General features: G+C 66.2%; 18 protein-coding genes. 14 read left to right on the plus strand and 4 right to left on the minus strand.

The genetic code is table 11. From position 1 onward, the window contains the following. From J7643_15065 to J7643_15130, 14 genes are all read left to right on the plus strand, one after another. The coding region (locus J7643_15065) for a GDP-mannose 4,6-dehydratase (GenBank protein ID MBO9541906.1) at positions 1–583 on the plus strand (583 nt) is incomplete at its 5' end. Further along, entirely contained in the window at positions 576–1,544 is a 969-nt protein-coding gene (locus J7643_15070; GenBank protein MBO9541907.1) for a GDP-L-fucose synthase, read from the plus strand. The genes J7643_15065 and J7643_15070, both read left to right, overlap by 8 nt. Next, positions 1,541–2,335: a glucose-1-phosphate cytidylyltransferase gene (gene rfbF / locus J7643_15075; GenBank protein MBO9541908.1), complete on the plus strand. Its 795-nt coding sequence runs from the start codon at positions 1,541–1,543 to the stop codon at positions 2,333–2,335. The genes J7643_15070 and rfbF overlap by 4 nt, the downstream gene beginning before the upstream one ends. Beyond that, positions 2,332–3,459, plus strand: a complete 1,128-nt coding sequence (rfbG, locus tag J7643_15080; GenBank protein MBO9541909.1) for a CDP-glucose 4,6-dehydratase — start codon at positions 2,332–2,334, stop codon at positions 3,457–3,459. Before rfbF ends, rfbG begins: the two co-directional genes overlap by 4 nt. Further along, entirely contained in the window at positions 3,456–4,823 is a 1,368-nt protein-coding gene (gene rfbH, locus J7643_15085; GenBank protein ID MBO9541910.1) for a lipopolysaccharide biosynthesis protein RfbH, read from the plus strand. The genes rfbG and rfbH overlap by 4 nt, the downstream gene beginning before the upstream one ends. After that, a complete protein-coding gene (locus J7643_15090) occupies positions 4,820–5,737 on the plus strand; it encodes an NAD(P)-dependent oxidoreductase (protein MBO9541911.1) in 918 nt (305 codons plus the stop codon). The genes rfbH and J7643_15090 overlap by 4 nt, the downstream gene beginning before the upstream one ends. Continuing rightward, positions 5,734–6,180, plus strand: a complete 447-nt coding sequence (locus J7643_15095) for a dTDP-4-dehydrorhamnose 3,5-epimerase family protein (protein MBO9541912.1) — start codon at positions 5,734–5,736, stop codon at positions 6,178–6,180. Before J7643_15090 ends, J7643_15095 begins: the two co-directional genes overlap by 4 nt. Before the next feature lie 21 nt (positions 6,181–6,201). Next, positions 6,202–7,797 (plus strand): hypothetical protein, encoded by a 1,596-nt coding sequence (locus J7643_15100; GenBank protein ID MBO9541913.1) that lies wholly within the window; start codon positions 6,202–6,204, stop codon positions 7,795–7,797. Then, positions 7,797–8,879, plus strand: coding sequence for a glycosyltransferase family 2 protein (locus tag J7643_15105; protein MBO9541914.1), 1,083 nt, complete (start codon positions 7,797–7,799; stop codon positions 8,877–8,879). Before J7643_15100 ends, J7643_15105 begins: the two co-directional genes overlap by 1 nt. Beyond that, positions 8,872–9,810, plus strand: coding sequence for a glycosyltransferase family 2 protein (locus J7643_15110; protein ID MBO9541915.1), 939 nt, complete (start codon positions 8,872–8,874; stop codon positions 9,808–9,810). Before J7643_15105 ends, J7643_15110 begins: the two co-directional genes overlap by 8 nt. A 15-nt stretch (positions 9,811–9,825) precedes the next feature. Then, positions 9,826–10,650, plus strand: a complete 825-nt coding sequence (locus J7643_15115; GenBank protein MBO9541916.1) for a glycosyltransferase family 2 protein — start codon at positions 9,826–9,828, stop codon at positions 10,648–10,650. A gap of 89 nt (positions 10,651–10,739) precedes the next feature. Then, the gene (locus J7643_15120; protein ID MBO9541917.1) at positions 10,740–11,615 is read left to right on the plus strand and encodes a class I SAM-dependent methyltransferase; all 876 of its coding nucleotides are present in this window, start codon (positions 10,740–10,742) and stop codon (positions 11,613–11,615) included. Between the two features lie 87 nt (positions 11,616–11,702). After that, entirely contained in the window at positions 11,703–11,924 is a 222-nt protein-coding gene (locus J7643_15125; protein MBO9541918.1) for a hypothetical protein, read from the plus strand. Between the two features lies 1 nt (position 11,925). Next, on the plus strand, positions 11,926–12,669 hold the full coding sequence (locus tag J7643_15130) for a 1-acyl-sn-glycerol-3-phosphate acyltransferase (GenBank protein ID MBO9541919.1): 744 nt from the start codon (positions 11,926–11,928) through the stop codon (positions 12,667–12,669). A 7-nt stretch (positions 12,670–12,676) separates the two neighbouring features. On the opposite strand, the gene J7643_15135 is transcribed toward J7643_15130, so the two are convergent. From J7643_15135 to J7643_15150, 4 genes are all read right to left on the minus strand, one after another. Beyond that, on the minus strand, positions 12,677–13,306 hold the full coding sequence (locus J7643_15135) for a hypothetical protein (GenBank protein MBO9541920.1): 630 nt from the start codon (positions 13,304–13,306) through the stop codon (positions 12,677–12,679). Between the two features lie 104 nt (positions 13,307–13,410). Beyond that, positions 13,411–15,159, minus strand: coding sequence for a VWA domain-containing protein (locus J7643_15140; GenBank protein MBO9541921.1), 1,749 nt, complete (start codon positions 15,157–15,159; stop codon positions 13,411–13,413). Beyond that, entirely contained in the window at positions 15,152–16,174 is a 1,023-nt protein-coding gene (locus tag J7643_15145; protein ID MBO9541922.1) for a VWA domain-containing protein, read from the minus strand. Before J7643_15145 ends, J7643_15140 begins: the two co-directional genes overlap by 8 nt. Beyond that, the gene (locus J7643_15150) at positions 16,171–16,749 is read right to left on the minus strand and encodes a hypothetical protein (protein ID MBO9541923.1); all 579 of its coding nucleotides are present in this window, start codon (positions 16,747–16,749) and stop codon (positions 16,171–16,173) included. The genes J7643_15145 and J7643_15150 overlap by 4 nt, the downstream gene beginning before the upstream one ends. Positions 16,750–16,758: the final 9 nt, after the last annotated feature.

Below are 16,758 nucleotides of genomic sequence, written 5' to 3' on the forward strand. Positions count from 1 at the left end.
CAACTACCGCGAGGCCTACGGCATCCACGCCAGCAACGGCATCCTCTTCAACCACGAGTCGCCCAACCGCGGCGAGACCTTCGTCACCCGCAAGATCACCCGGGCGGTGGCCCGCATCTCCTTGGGCCTCGAGAAGAAGCTGTACCTGGGCAACATGGACGCCCTGCGCGACTGGGGCCACGCCCGGGACTACGTCGAAGCCATGTACCTCATGCTCCAGCAGGACGAGGCCGACGACTACGTCATCGCCACCGGCGTCCAGTACTCGGTGCGCGAGTTCGTGGAGAAGGCCTTCGCCGAGGTCGGGATCGAGATCGCCTGGCAGGGCGAGGGCATCGACGAGAAGGGCTTCAACCGTGAGACCGGCGAGGTGCTGGTCGAGGTCGACCCCCGCTACTTCCGCCCCACCGAGGTCGAGACCCTCTTGGGGGATCCGACCAAGGCCAAGGAGAAGCTCGGCTGGAGCCCGAAGACCTCGCTTGCGGCCATGGTCGCCGAGATGGTCGCCGAGGACCTGAAGGCCGCCCAGCGCGAGGACCTGTGCGCCCGTGAGGGCTTCGAGGTGTTCGCCTCCCATGAATAAGGACGCCCGCATCTACGTGGCCGGCCACCGGGGGCTGGTCGGCTCGGCCCTGGTCCGCCGGCTCGAAGCCGAGGGGTACGACAACCTGCTCCTTCGCACCAGTCGCGAGCTGGACCTGCGGGATCCTGCCGCCACTCTGGCCTTCTTCGAACAAGAGCGGCCGGAGTACGTCTTCTTGGCCGCGGCCAAGGTCGGGGGGATCCACGCCAACGACACCTACCCCGCGGACTTTTTGGCGGATAACCTGGCCATCCAGTCGAGCGTCATCCAGGCGGCCCACGCCACGGGCGTGACCAAGCTGCTCTTCTTGGGCTCGAGCTGCATCTACCCCAAGCTAGCCCCACAGCCCATCAAGGAGGAGTACCTCCTGACCGGGCCGCTGGAGCCGACCAACGAGTGGTATGCGATCGCCAAGATCGCGGGCATCAAGCTGTGCCAGGCCATGAACAAGCAGCACGGCACCCGCTTCATCTCGGCCATGCCCACCAACCTCTACGGGCCCAACGACAACTTCGACCTTTTGACCTCGCACGTCCTGCCCGCGATGATCCGCAAGTTCCACGAGGCCAAGCAGAACGGGACGAACGTGACCCTCTGGGGCTCGGGCACGCCCATGCGCGAGTTCTTGCACGTGGATGACCTGGCGGATGCCTGCGTCTTCCTGATGAAGCACTACGAGGGGGACGCCCCCGTCAACGTGGGCACGGGCACCGACGTGACCATCAAGGAGCTGGCCGAGCTCATCGCCAAGGTGGTGGGCTTCGAGGGCGAGCTCGTCTGGGATAGCACCAAGCCCGACGGCACACCCCGCAAGCTCCTGGATGTGAGTTATCTGCGCTCCTTGGGATGGCAAGCCACCATCTCGCTGGAGGCCGGTTTGCAACTCACCTATGAGTGGTTCAAGGGAACCTACGCTCAAGGGGCTCTCAACCCTGCATGCGCTTCGGGAGGTCAGTCTTGAAAGTCGTCATTCTCGCGGGTGGCCTCGGCACGCGGCTGAGTGAAGAAACGGACGTGAAGCCGAAGCCGATGGTCACCATCGGCGGCAAGCCCATTATCTGGCACATCATGAAGCTCTATTCGAGCTTCGGCTTCAACGATTTCGTGATCTGCCTCGGGTACAAAGGCTACGTCATCAAAGAGTACTTCGCCAATTACTTCCTACACATGAGCGACGTGACGCTGGACCTGGTCAACAATCGCATGGAGATCCACCAGAACTCCGCCGAGCCGTGGCGCGTCACCCTGGTCGATACCGGCATCGACACGATGACCGGTGGGCGCGTCAAGCGAATTCAGCCTTATATTGGTGACGAGCCCTTCATGCTGACCTACGGCGACGGCGTCGCGAACGTGGACCTCCACGCGCTCGTCGCCTTCCATCAAGCCCAGGGCAAGCATTGCACCATCACGGCAGTCCAGCCCCCGGGCCGCTTTGGGGCGCTGGACCTGGACCCAACCGGCTGCGTGCAATCGTTCCAGGAAAAACCAGCGGGTGATGGCAGCTGGATCAACGGCGGCTTCTTCGTCATGCAACCGGAAGTGTTCGACTACATCGAGGACGACACGACGATCTTGGAGCGAGCCCCCCTCGAGGGCCTGACCCAGGCTGGGCAACTCGCCGCCTTCCGTCACCACGGCTTCTGGCAACCGATGGACACCCTCCGGGATAAGCAGCATCTCGAAAGTCTCTGGAACGAGGGCGGGGCCCCTTGGAAGCGCTGGGATGAGCGGCCGAGGGTCGCACAATGACGGGATTCGCCGATTCCTACCGCGGAAAGACCGTCTTCATCACCGGCCATACGGGCTTCAAGGGGAGCTGGCTCGCCCTCTGGTTGACCCGTCTGGGGGCCAAGGTGGTGGGCTACGCGCTCCCCCCCTCGGGCGAGCAAACCCTGTTCGAGGACCTGCGTCTGGCCGAACTCGTCACGCACATCGTGGGCGACGTGCGCGATCGCAACGTCCTGGCGCAGGCCATGCAGACCCATCGGCCGGACGTGGTCTTCCACCTCGCTGCCCAGTCGCTGGTCCGTCCTTCCTACGCCGAGCCAGTCGAAACCTTCGAGACCAACGTCATGGGCACGGTGAACCTCCTGGAGGCCGTGCGGCAGACCTCCTCGGTCCGCGCCTGTGTCGTCGTCACCAGCGACAAGTGCTACGAGAACCGCGAGTGGATCTACGCCTACCGCGAAAACGACGCCATGGGGGGCTTCGACCCCTACAGCGCCTCCAAGGGCTGCGCCGAGCTGGTCACGTCGTCCTATCGGCGCTCCTACTTCCCGCCGGAAAGCCACGCCGTCCATGGCGTCGGCCTGGCCTCGGTCCGGGCCGGCAACGTGATCGGCGGGGGCGACTGGGCCGTGGATCGCATCGTCCCCGACTGCATGCGGGCCCTGATGAACGAGCAGGCGATCCAGGTTCGAAACCCGTCGGCCATCCGCCCCTGGCAGCACGTCCTGGAGCCGCTCGCCGGCTACCTCTGGCTTGGAAGCCGCCTGCTTCAGAACGCCCCTACCTACTCGGAAGGCTGGAACTTCGGGCCCCATGGGACGAGCAACATCACCGTCCAGGCGATCGTCGAGGCCATCCTTCAGCGCTGGGGGAGCGGCTCCTGGGTTCGCCCGGTCGAATCCGAAGCGCCGCATGAGGCTCACTTCCTGAAGCTGGACATCACCAAGGCGGTCAACGCGCTTGGTTGGCAGCCAGTCTTCGACATCAACGCCACGATCGACGCCGTGGTCGATTGGTATGCCGCCTACCACCACGACGCGCATCTGGACGTGCGAGCCTTCACCCTCCGTCAAATCGAAGCCTATGAGCGCACCGCAGCCCAGCAAGGCCTAGCCTGGGCTCCAGCCCCCTGCGAGGTACCATGACCACTCCCGAACAACTCAAGCAAGAAATACTGGCCAAGACGGCGGAGTACTATCGCCTGGTCCATGGCTCGAAGCCCGACTTCGAGCCGGGGAAAAGCCCCGTCTCTTACGCCGGGCGCGTCTTCGACGAGCGCGAGATGACGAACTTGGTCGACTCCGCCCTCGAGTTCTGGCTGACCTACGGGCGCTACTCGCGCCTGTTCGAGCGAGGGCTGGCCAGGTACCTGGGCCTCAAGCACTGTCTACTGGTCAACTCGGGCTCCTCGGCGAACTTGCTGGCCTTCTCCACCCTGACCTCTCCGAAGCTCGGAGATCGGCGGATCCGGCCGGGCGACGAGGTCATTACGGTCGCGGCAGGCTTCCCCACCACCGTCTCCCCCGTCGTGCAGTACGGGGCGGTGCCGGTGTTCGTGGACGTCGAGCTGACCACGGCCAACATCGACGTAAGCATGCTCGAGGCGGCCGTGAGCCCCAAGACCAAGGCCGTCATGCTCGCTCACACGCTCGGCAATCCCTTCGACCTGGATGCGGTCGCCGCGTTCTGCGAGAAGCACGGGCTTTGGCTGATCGAGGACAATTGCGACGCCCTGGGCTCCACCTACACCTCGCACCGCGCCCCCGGCTCGCCGGTGACCAAGCTGACGGGCACCTTTGGCCACATCGCCACCAGCAGCTTCTATCCGCCCCACCACATGACCATGGGGGAAGGCGGGGCCGTCTACACCAACAACGACGAGCTGGCAGCCATCGCCGAGTCCATCCGCGACTGGGGCCGGGATTGCTACTGCCAATCGGGCAAGGACAACACCTGCGGCAAGCGCTTCGACCAAAGCTTCGGCGCTCTGCCCCACGGCTATGATCACAAGTACGTCTACTCTCACTTCGGCTACAACCTGAAGGTGAGCGACATGCAGGCCGCGGTGGGCTATGCCCAGCTCGACAAGCTCCCTGATTTCGGCGAGGCGCGGCGCCGCAACTTCAAGGCGCTCCATGCCGCCCTCTCGAAGTTCGAGGACGTGCTGCAACTGCCCCAAGCCACACCTCACAGCGACCCGAGCTGGTTCGGCTTCCTCATGCTCGTGAAGCCCGGCGCTCCCTTCACCCGGCGTGAGATCGTCTCCCACCTGGAGTCCAAGCGGATCCAGACGCGGATGCTCTTCGCCGGCAACCTCATCAAGCAGCCCTGCTTCGACGAGATGCGCCGCACGCAAACCGGCTACCGGGTGGTCGGAGAGCTTACGAACACGGATCTCATCATGGAGAACGCCTTCCTGGTCGGGGTCTATCCCGGCATGACCGACGACCACCTCGCCTACATCGCCCAGAGCATCGAGGACTTCATCCGGGTGGGGATCAAGGCATGACCCGTGTGCTCGTGACGGGCGCCACGGGCTACGTCGGCAGCCGCCTCGTCCAGCGCCTGGTCGCGTCGGAGGCGTATCAGGTCTCCGTCCTGGTACGCCCGACGTCCGACCTGACGCGCCTGGGCAAGGCGCGAGAAGCGGTGCAGATCCTGCCGACCGAAGGGGACGTTTCAAGCCTCACCCAGGCGATGAAAGAGGCTCGGCCCGAGGCGGTCGTGCATCTCGCGTCCCTGTATCTGAGCCAGCATACGCCCGCTGACGTGGGTCCCCTCGTGGATTCGAACGTGCGTTTCGGCGCTTGCTTGCTGGAGGCGATGGTCCAGGCGGGGGTGACCCGCCTCCTCAATACCGGCACGGCCTGGGAGACCATGGACGGCCCCCCGGACTATCGGCCCGCCTGCTTGTACGCCGCGACCAAACGCGCCTTCGACGCCCTCTTGTGCTTCTACGAAGACGCCTACGACCTGCGCAGCCTGACGCTCAAGCTCTACGACACCTACGGCCCTGACGACTGGCGCCCGAAGCTGTTTTCCCTGTTGAAGCGAAGCGTCGCCTCCGGCGAGTCGATCCCCTTTTCGCCGGGTGAGCAGCTCCTCGACCTCACGCACGTCGACGACCTGACGGACGCCTTCGAGCGCGGCATCCGCTCCCTTTGCTCGGCAGATGCCCCTCGCCATCGCGAGCTCCACGTCGGCTCCGGAAAAGGGCGATCGCTCAAGGAGATCGTGAGCCTGTTCGAATCGGTCGGCGGCGTCAAAGCCAACCTCCAGTGGGGGGCTCGCCCTTACCGCGACCGGGAAGTCATGCGCGCGGTCGCGGACCCGAGCGAGGCGCGGACCGTGCTTGGATGGGAAGCTCGAATCGACCTGCGCGAAGGGATTCGCGCCGCATTTTTTCAGGAGACGGACCGATGATTGAAGGCGTCAAGATCACCCCGCTGCGTCAGATCGTCGACGAGCGCGGCAAAATCATGCACATGCTGCGCGCGGACGCGGCGCACTTCGAGCAGTTCGGCGAGATCTACTTCTCCATGGTGCACCAAGGGGCCATCAAGGCCTGGCACATCCATCAGGAGATGACCCTCAACTACGCGGTACCGGTCGGCAAGATCAAGATGGTGCTCTACGACGATCGCGAAGACTCCCCCACCAGGGGCAAACTGATGGAGCTCTTCCTGGGCCCCGATCAGTACCAGCTGGTGACCGTCCCGCCGATGGTGTGGAACGGCTTCAAGGGGATCGCCCCGGACAGCCTCGTGGCGAACTGCGCCACGCATCCCCATCGGCCGGACGAGATCGATCGCCTGGATCCTTTCAGCCCGAAGATTCCCTACGACTGGGCCATCAAGCATGGATGACGCAGGCCGGGGAGAGGCCCGATGAGCCGCCGACGCATCGCCCAGGGCATTTCCGCCTCCTGGGTCCGGTTCGGGGTCTCGATCGCCGTCGGCCTCTTCCAGCTTCCGATCCTGTACGCGAACCTGAGCAAGCCGGCCCTCGGGCTGTACCTGCTCTTCTTCACCGTCTCGGCCTTCCTGTCCCTCGTGGACCTCGGCCTCGGGAGCGTCCTCGGGCGCGCCGTTTCGTACGTGAAAGGGAAAGCCGACGCCGCAGCCGGCGAGGACGGGCTCGCCGGATACCGATCCGCCAGCATCAGCGACATGGTCTGGTCGGGCTTCGCCGCGTACGGGATCAGCAGCCTGGTGATGTTCGGAGTGGGCCTGGGGATCGGCCCCGCCCTCATCGCGTCCGCGGGGCTGCCCGCCGGGCTTCAGGCCGAAGCTTGGCTCGCCTGGGTCCTCTTCTTGGCGGGTGTCTCCTGCAACCTCCTGAGCGCGGTCCCCTTCTCGTGCCTGAACGGCTTCGGGGACGTCGGCTGGGAGCAGGCCTCGCGCACGGTCCTCCAGGTCGTCAGGCTCGCGGGGATCGCCGCGATCGCGCCCCAGACCCACAGCATCGCAGCGCTCTGCGCGCTCGATCTCGCGCTCAACGTCGCCTCGATCGCGGGCAGCCTGCTGCTTCTCAAGCTGCGCCACCGACAGGCGCTCTCCGAGCCGGGCCGGGCGCGCGGATGGTTGATGAAGCGCATGGTCACCGAAGCCACCCCCGTCTTCGTCACCCGGCTCGGGGCGCTGATGATCCTCGAGACGACGCCGCTCGTGGTCGCGGCGACCAGAGGGGTCGCGAGCGTGCCGGACTTCATGGCCCTCAAGCAGCTCTCCTCTTTCGGGCTCGCGCTCCCCAACGCCATTCCCGTCGCGGTCGCCCCCTTTGCCACCGCCGCCTTCTCCGCCGGGGACCACCAGAAAGTCCGGGAGTACCACGGGTTCGCCACGCGGCTCTCGCTCGTCCTGGCGATGCTCTGGCTTGTCGGTTTCCTGGTCTGGGCGCCGAGCCTGACCGACTTCTGGCTGGGGAAAGGCCACTTCCTGGGCTACGCGGTGGCCGCCCCGCTGGCCATCGCGGCCCTGCTCGAGGCGCACCACAGCGCCCATGGCTACTTCGCCTGGAGCACCGGCAAATGGCCGTTCGCACCCTGGGCGATCGCCGGCGGGGTCCTCACCCTCGGCTTCTCCATAGCGGGCGGCCACGTCCTGGGCCTGGGCGGCATTGCGCTGGGCGGGCTGCTCGCGCAGCTCTTTACCAACAACTGGTACACGATCTACTACACCTTGCGCCGCCTGGATCTCCGCGTGAGCGACTACCTGCGCCACTCGCTGGCACCGGTCCTGCTGCAGGGGATCCTGCTCGCCTGTGTCGCCGCCGGCTCGGCCCACTGGCTCGGCGGAGCGTGGGCGTCCGGGTGGAGCCTGCGGGGTGTCGAGGGCGGCAAGCTCGTCTCGATGCTGCTCGGCGGGTTTACGACCACGCTGGTGTGCGGGCTCACCAGCTGGCACCTGATCCTGACGGCGAACGAGCGCCAGCTTCTACGCACCGCCTTGCTCCGAGGCCGTCCCACGGAGGCGCGCTCCTGATGCCCCCCACGCGGATCACGGTGGGCATCCCCACCTTCAACCGAGCAAACTATCTCTCCCAGGCGGTCGAGAGCGTCTTGGCCCAGGACTTCGAAGACTTCGAGCTGCTGGTCGTGGACAACGCCTCCACCGACCACACCCCCGAGGTGATGGAGGCCTTCGTGCGACGCGACGCCCGGGTGCGCTACGTCCGCAACGCGGCGAACCTTGGCATGGGTGGCAACTGGTGGCGCCTCGTAGATCTGGCGCACCATGCCTACCTCAAGATGCTGATGGACGACGACCTGCTGAAGCCCGGGTGCCTGTCGGCCTTCGACCGCGCCATCGATCAGGCCCCCACGGCAAGCCTGATCGCGAGCCTCTCGGATCTGGTCGACGACCGCGGGACCGTGATCAGCCGCCACTCGGCGCGCTACGCGCCGGACGCCCTGGTGCCCGGGGCCGTCATGCTGCGCTTCCTCTTGCGCTGGACCAACCAGATCGGCTGCCCGACCAACGTCATGTTCAAGCGCGACGCGCTCTTGCCCTACGCCGAGGCGGTCTGGCGCGACGCGCCAAACAGCTGGTCTCCCGATTTCGAGATGATGGGGCGGGTGCTGCGTCACGGCGACTTCCTGTGCATCAACCAGGTGCTCGCCTCCATCCGGCATCACCCGGGTAGCCTCACCGCCTCGATGGCAGAAGTGCAGATGCAGGAGGCCGAGTGGCGCGTCCTGCGGCAGCTGGCGCAGGACACGGGGGACGGCCCCGAAGCCGACGCCTGGGCCGAGCTGCATGCGGCCCGCACTGCCTTCGTCCGTGGTCTCGCCGTCTTCTACCGGGGGGATCTGCGCCTGGCGCGCACCTTCCTCGGACGCTGGGCCGGGTCCCCCATGGCGCTGCGGGCCAGCAAGATGGCGCTCGCCCACTCCAGGGGACGGGTGCTGATCCCGCCCGGCTTGCTGAAGCTCGCGCTTCGGGCCCGCAGGGCTCCTCGCGCCTCGAGCCCTCTCGCTCTGCCTCTCACCCTGCCGTTTCGCTACCAGGAGATGGAAAGGGACTGGCATCGCCTGATGCCGCTTCAGGGAGACGCCCATGGTTGATATCTCCGTCTGCATCCCCACCTATAACCGCTTCTCTCTTGTTCAGCGGGCTGCCGAAAGCGTGCTCCTGCAAGAAGGCGTGAGCTTCGACCTGCTGATCTCGGACAACTGCTCCAGCGACGGCAGCTGGGAGCAGCTCGAGCGCTGGGCCGCGGCGCGCCCGATGGTGCGCCTGCGCCGCAACCCCGAGAACCTGGGATGGGCCGGCAACCTCAACGCCTGCCTGAAAGAAGCGACCGGTCGATACGTCCTGATGCTGTGCGATGACGACGAGCTGCTGCCCGGCATGCTGCAGGCGGCCGTCGGTTTCCTCGACCGCCATCCCTCGGCCGGCCTGGTCCATACCGCCGGCTGGACCGTTGGGCTGGACGGGTCGGCCACGCTGACGCAGACAGGGGATCCCCCCCTGCTGACGGGTGGCGATCAGGCCTTGCGCAAGATCGCCTTGCAGAACAACCTGCTCTTCTCCTCGGTCGTCGTCCGGCGAGACGTCTACGAGGCCGTGGGCGACTTCACGGACACCTGCTCAGCCGATTGGGAGATGTGGGCCCGCATCGCGCGCAGCCACGATCTCGGCTACATCTCCGAGCCCCTGATGCGCTATTATCAACACCGCCTGTCCAAGGCTCCGCTCGATCGTTACGAGACGGATTGGACCCTGCTGGCAGAGAGGATCCTCTCGTATTTTCCGCCGACTCACGTGCCGGCGATGCGCCGGGCGATCTTCGACGAGGTGGGCAACGGGCTCTGGTCGCTGGGGCGCCAAGCCTTGCGTCAGAAGGAATTCAAGCGCGGGGGGGCCTTCATCGCCGCGGCCCTTCGCCACCAGCGCCCCACCGCCTGGTGCCGGCAGCTCGCCAAGACGGTGAGCGCAGGCTTCCGGTCGCGCGGCGCGTTGTCCGCGACGGATCCCCATGAAACCTTTGTCTGATTCGGGTGAGCAACCATGATCACGGTCGTCATCAACACGCTGAACGAAGCGCACAACATCGCAGCCTGCATTGAAAGCGTGCGGGGCTTCGCCGACGAGGTCGTCGTCTGCGACATGCACAGCGACGATCGCACGGTGGCGATCGCCGAGTCCCTCGGCGCTCGCGTGGTTTATCACGAGCGCACGGGCTTCGTCGAGCCCGCCAGGTACTTCGCCATCTCCCAGGCCAGCCACGAATGGGTCCTGGTCCTCGATGCGGATGAGCGCTTGACTCCCCCGCTCGCCAAGAAGCTGCGCGAGCTGGCCGAAGACCCGAAGGTCGACGTGGTGTCCTTCTGGTCCTTGTTCTGGTACTTCGGCGACTGGGTGCGACACGGGGTCTTCTTCAGCGGCAAGTGGTACAAGTTCTTCCGCAAGGCGGTGTACCTGGAGACTTACAACGAGGACGAGAACTTCGTCCACCACAATTTCCGCGCCGTCCAGCAATCACCCAACCAGGTCGCCCTGCCTTCGGCTTACCATATCGAGCACCTGGCCTACCCGACCATTGAGAAATACGTCACCAAGACCCTCGGACGGTATGCCTGCATCGAAGCCGAACTCATGCACGAGGCCGGTCAGCGCTTTCGGCTGAGCAAGATGCTGAGCAAACCACTGCTCACCTTCATCCGAAGCTATTTCCTCTCCAAGGGGTACCGCGACGGCGTTCGCGGCCTGATCCTATCGGTGCTGTACGCAGGCTTCCAGTTCCTGATCCAAGCGAACCTGTGGTTCCTGGAAGAGGCCCACCCCACGCGTTCCTCGGCGAGTCCGACCCACGAGCCCAGCCAATTGGGCTAGCCGCCTGCACGAAGAAAGGCAGAACACCGCACGTGCTCAGTTCAGAACTCAAAGGAAAGCTATCCCGGGCGCCGGGCGTCCTCTTCGTCATGGCTATCAAGCGGCTTTTCCGATTTTGGCAACGCCTGGGGATCCACGTCGTCCCGAATCACTTCTACGAGCCGGTTCCCGACACCCGGCAACTTGCCGAGCGCCTTTGGGAGGTCCCATCGGCTTGCGTCGGCCTGAACTGGAACGAAGCACAGCAGGTCGACCTCTTGCAGCGCCTCAGCGCAGCCTACCGCGCCGAGTACGCGCACTTTCCCTTCGACAAACCGAGCATCCCTCACGAGTACTACCTCAACAACCCTTCGTTCAAGACCGTGGACGGCGAGATGCTCTACAGCATGGTGCGCCACTTCAAACCCCGCCGCATCTTCGAAATCGGCTCGGGGAACAGCACCTACCTCTCCGCGAAGGCGCTGCTCAAGAACCAGCAAGAGACCGGCCAGTCCTGCGAGCTCACCGCCTTCGAGCCCTACCCGAACGAGGTGCTCAGGGCCGGATTCCCCGGTTTGAGCGCCTTGGTCCGCAAGCCGGTGCAAGAGATCCCCTGGCAGGAATTCTCGAAGCTGGGGGAGAACGACATCCTCTTCATCGACTCATCGCACGTCCTCAAGATCGGCAGCGACGTTCAGTACGAGGTGCTGGAGTTGCTGCCGCGCCTGAACCCGGGGGTCATCATCCACCTGCACGACATCTTCCTGCCCGCGGAGTACCCCCGCGAATGGGTCAAGCAGCGCCAGATTTTCTGGACCGAGCAGTACCTGCTCCAGGCGTTCCTGGCCTTCAACGATAGCTTCGAGGTGCTCTGGGGGGGCAGCTACATGCACTTGAACCACCGCGACAAGCTGCAAGCAGCCTTCCCGGCCTACGATCCCGCTCGGAACTGGCCCGGGAGCATCTGGCTCCGAAAGGTCAAGTAGCGTCGCAGCGTTGAACCGCCCCTTCATTGCTGAGGGGCAACCCCACCTGATAAAATCACCCCATCCCGCAAGTGAAAGGATTACCCCGTGAAGCACACCATCGAAGTCTCGAACGAGCAACTCATCATCATCCGCGACCTCCTCGGCGAGCGCCTCGAGGACATCGAGGAGGAGATCGCCTACTACACCGAGAACCCCGCGGCCCTCAAGGAGGACGCCGAGGGTGAGGAGCTGACCATCGAGGACTACGAAGAGTACCGCGACGAGGTCCAGACCCTGCTCGATTGCCTCCCCGAGACCGAGGCCTAAGATGCAGTCACCGCTCCTCCAGGAAAAGTCGAGCTTTCTCGGCGCCTTCGGGGCCATCCTCAAGGTGCTCGAGGTCAGCATCCAGACCCTCTGGGACGCCCGACGCGGCCGCCTCACCCCGGCGGTCGTCGATGCGCGCGCCCGGCACCTGGGGGAGCACGTGCTCGGCCTCGCTCGCGCCCGGATCACCGTCGAGGGGGCCGAGCGGCTCGATCCCGAGCAGGCCTACCTCTACATGTCCAATCACGAGAGCCTGATGGACATCCCGCTCATCTTCGCGACCGCCCCGCGCCCGCCGCGCATGGTCGCCAAGGCCGAGCTGTTCAAGGTCCCCATCTGGGGGCCCGCGCTCAAGGTCGCGGGCTTCATCCCCGTCGACCGCAAGAACCGCACCCAGGCGTTCGCGAGCCTCAAGGAGGGCGGCGCCCAGATGGGTGAGGGCACCAGCGTCTGGATCGCCCCCGAGGGTACCCGCAGCCGGGACGGCTCACTCCTGCCCTTCAAGAAGGGCGGCTTCATGCTCGCCTTCCAGACCAACGCCAAGATCGTCCCGGTCGGCATCGTCGGCGCCCGGAACATCGTCCGGCCCAAGAGCTTCAAGGCCTACCTCGATCAGGAGGTCGTCGTCCGATACGGCGAACCGATCGACGTCGCCAGCTACGGCGTCGATCGGCGCGACGAGTTGATGAGGGACGTACGCCAGGCGATCGAGGCGCTGCGCGCCCCGATGCCGGCCAAGGTCTAATTCCGCTTTACTTCTGGATCAGCGTGTTGGCGTCCAGCTCCGCCTTCTGGTAGCCCGCAGGCACCCCGAACAGGGTCGCGGGCTGCTGGCCCTTGCTCACGCTGCTGATCGCGATCCGGAAGCGCGGCTTGCCGTCCACCGCCCCTTCGATCTGCATGGGCAACTCGAGCGCATCCGAGAGCCAGACGGTGTAGTCGGTACCGCTGATGGTCTTCTGGTAGCGGGTGCAGCGCTCGTTCCCCTTGACCTCGGTGCCGGGCAGGCGCTTGGCGCCCTTGAGCTGGGCCTTCCAGGCGGCCATGTCGAGGAACTGCTCGACCGACGGCACCCCGGCCTGCCCGCCGATGGCGTCGGCGGCCATGACGAAGGCCATCTTCTGGGTGGGATCCAGCAGGGTGATCTGCGAAGAGCCTCGCTTCGCCAGCAGGATCGACTCGCCCATGGAGGGCTGCACCAGCTCGAGGCGCATCTTGCCGTCCTGGTAGTAGAGCTTCACGGGCGTCCGCTGCTCGGGGGCGTTGCCACCGGCGAAGGCGACGGCGGTGCCCTCGGCCTTGAAAGCACTCGGCGGAGCGGCAAGCGCAGGAGCAGTAGGCAGGGCAACCGCCAGGAGCAAAGGCAGCACAGCGCGTTTCACAAGACCTCCTATCTCATCAGGGAGCAGGTTTATTCTAACGCATCCGACAGAAGTCGGCTGGTCACCCAGAGTGGCCGGATAGCCACGTTTCGCGGGATGCCCCCCTACCAGTCCGGACGCTCGGCAGGCTGCCCCTTGGCTGCTTGATCGACCAGCTGCTTGAGCAGATCCGAGGCGGATGAGGGCTCAGGTGGCCGCTCTTCGCGCCGGACTTCGCTCTGGAAGCGCTGCTCCTCATGCTGGAGGGCATCCAAGGTCGCCTGGATCTCGGCCGGATTGGGCATCACGTCTCCCCCGCCCGCTTCCTTGGGCGGGGCCTGTTTCTGGCCGCTGGCGCCTCCCTGCTGCTTGTCCTCGGGCAAGGCCTTGAGACGGCGCGTCACGAGCTCGAGGTTATAGACGGCGTCCGCGTCCTTGGGGTTCGATTTGAGGACCGCCTGGTATTCGGCGATCGCCGCTTGCCAGCGCGCCTTGCGATCGCCCTTGGCCTCACCCAGGCGGTAAAGGGCGTTGCCCCTGTTGTAGCGCACCCAGGGGAGGGTCTTATCACCCTTGGGAAGAAGTTCAGCGGCCCGCCCGAACGCCTTGGCCGCGCCCTCGAAGTCCCCCGCCTGGTAATGGGCGCAGCCCAGGTCGTAGGCGAGTCGCGGATCGTCGGGCCGCTCCTTGGCGGCCTTGACGAGGGCCTCGCGCGCCTCCTTCCACTGACCCGCCGCGTAGGCGTCCGCGCCCTTGCGGGCTTCCGGGTTGCCCTGCCAGGGCCAGCTCCATGCGGTCTGAGAGAGGGCCAAGAGCGCAAGCGCGAGCGGCGCCGTCCGGCGCACGCGGCGCATGACGCGCTCCACGAGCAAACGTGCCTTGAAGGGCAAGAGGATGCGGTTCGAAAGCCCCGCCTCGAGCACCAGGAGCATGAGCGCGAGTGCCAGGGGGATCTGGTAGAGCAGGATCCCCTCGCTCCCTTCGCTCCCCGATCCCCACCGGGAATTGAGGTGCGCCAAGAGACGCTCGGGCGCGCCGGGCTGCGCCGCGTCCAGGAACAAGCCTCCTGTCACGCGGGCGGCCTCCTGGAGGGCCTTGAAATCGGCGCGCGAGATGACGGGCGAGCCATCGCTGCCCATCCGGAAGGCCTGCTCACCGAACATGTCGCGCCCGTCCGGGATCCGCCCCCCCGTCGACGTGCCCAGGCCCAGGACGTAAACGCTCACGCCGGCGGCCTGGGCCTCGGCCACCGCCTTGGAGAGCGTGCCGGCAAGAGGCTCCCCGTCGGTCACGAGCAAGGCGGCCCCCACCCGGCCCTGCAACTGCACCAGGGCGGCGCGCAAGGCAACTTCGAGGTTCGAGCCCTGCCGCAGCTCGGCCATGCCGGGCTGCAGGCGCGCCGTCAGGGTCTTGGCCGCCGAGAGATCGCTCGTCATGGGGCAGAAGACCAGTGCGTCGTCGGCGAAGGCGATGACCCCGGCCTTCCAGCCCGACAGGTTCACGAGCAAGCCGTCCAGGGCGTCGCGGGCTACGCCCATGCGATCGCTCGAAAGGTCCTGCACCCCCATGCTCTTGGAAACGTCGACCGCGATCGCAAGCGACGGCATCTCACCGGGCAAACGAACACCCCGATGCCCCCCGAGGCGCGGGCCCGCAAGGGCCACCACCAGGAGCGCGAAGGCGACAATCAGCATGGAGAGGCGCGCCATGGGCGAGGCGAGCGAGGCCCTCACCCGCATCTCGGCCATCAGGTCCGGATCGGCGTAGCGATCGCGCCGCAGGCGCAGCGCCCGCACCATCCCCGACATGGCAAAGGCCATGGGGAGCACCAGCACGAGGCCCCAGAGGCACCAGGGCGCATCCCAGCTAAGCATGGCGCTTCTCCCCTCTGAGCACCGAGCCGATGCCCGCCGAGATCAACACCTCGCATCCCACGAGGACGAGGGCCGCCAGGACCCAACCGAAGTAGCGCTCGCTCGGCACCCGATGCCGCTGGGCGGGCAGCTCGGACCTCTCGAGCTTCGCGATCGCCGCGTAGGCGGCTTCGAGCCCCCGGGCGTCGGTGGCGCGGAAGTAGCGCCCGCCCGTCATCTCGGCGATCCGGGCGAGGACCTGCTCGTCCATCTTCGGCAAGAACAGGCTCCCGTCCCGGTTGCGGACGTAGACCTTGCGCCCGAAGGCATCGGTGAGCGGAATCGGCGCCCCGCCGGGACGGCCCACCGCGATGGTGTAGATCTTGACCCCGCGCGCCTTGGCCATGGCCGCCGCGTCCAGGGGCTGCAGGTAGCCCGAGTTGTTCTCGCCGTCGGACATCAGGACGATGACCTTGCTCTTGCCCTCGTTCTCCGAGAGGCGGTACAAGCTGTTGCCGATCCCGTCCCCGATGGCGGTGCCATCCTGGCCGACGGAATCGAAGCCGATCCGATCGACCAGGTCACTGACGGCCTTGGTATCGGTGGTCAGGGGGCAGAGCGTGAGGCTGCGGCCGGCGAAGGCGACCAAGCCCAGGCGGTGCTCGGAGTTCTTCGAGACGAAGTCCTTGAGCACGCGCTTGGCGACCTCGAGGCGGTTGGCCGGCTGGAAGTCCTCGGCCCGCATGGAGCCCGAGATGTCGAGGGCGAGCATCATGTCGATGCCGTAGCGCTTCTCTTCGAACCAGCGGCCCGGGCCCTGGGGGCGGCACAGGGCGATGACCACCAGCGCGAGCGCGGCGAGGCGCAGGGCGGCAAGCACGATCGCAAGGCGCTGCTTGGGGCCCTTCTCGGTGTCGGCCAAGAGCCGGAAGGTCGAAAGGGGAATGCCCGCCGGCCGCTTGCGACGCAAGAGGGCGATCGCAAGCGGAATGAGCAAAGCGGCAAGCAGCCAGATCGGCTGTGAAAGCGTCATCATGGATGCTCGTTCCGGGGGGCCTCGCTCGAAGGCGGTTCACTCGCCGGGGGCTGACCCGCGAACTCGAGCACCAGATACGCCGAGGTCAGGTGCTGCAAGAGCTCGGTCGGCGCCAGGCGCACCTTGGCGAACTTGACCAGGTCGCAGGCCGCGAAGACCGCATCCAGGTGGTCCAGGACCGCCATGGGGATGCGCCGCTCCGCAAGCTCGGCCATCAGCTCCGAGCTGGTCAGGCGCCGGGTCGACAGGCCGTAGCGGTGCAGGACGAAGTCGCGCAGGATCTCGCTGAGCTGGTCGCAGAACTTGGCGGCCTCGCCCCGATCGGCGAGCTGGCTCGCCTTGAGGGCATCGAGCCGGCCGCGCGGGGTCTTGGGACCCTTCACGGGCGCGGAGGCCACCGCCTCTTGCTCCTCGCCGGGGGCGCGACGCGCCAGATAGAAGAAGACGAAAGCCATCACCAGCCCCACCGCCACGACGAGCAAGAGGGCCCAAGGAGCAGGACCGGGGGCGAGGTAGGGCTTGAGACCGCGAATGTCCTCGAGGGGGGCGGCAGCGAGCAGGGCTGCAGAAATCAAGGGAGCTCC

This window comes from bacterium, from assembly GCA_017744355.1.
Classification (GTDB): domain Bacteria; phylum Cyanobacteriota; class Sericytochromatia; order S15B-MN24; family UBA4093; genus JAGIBK01.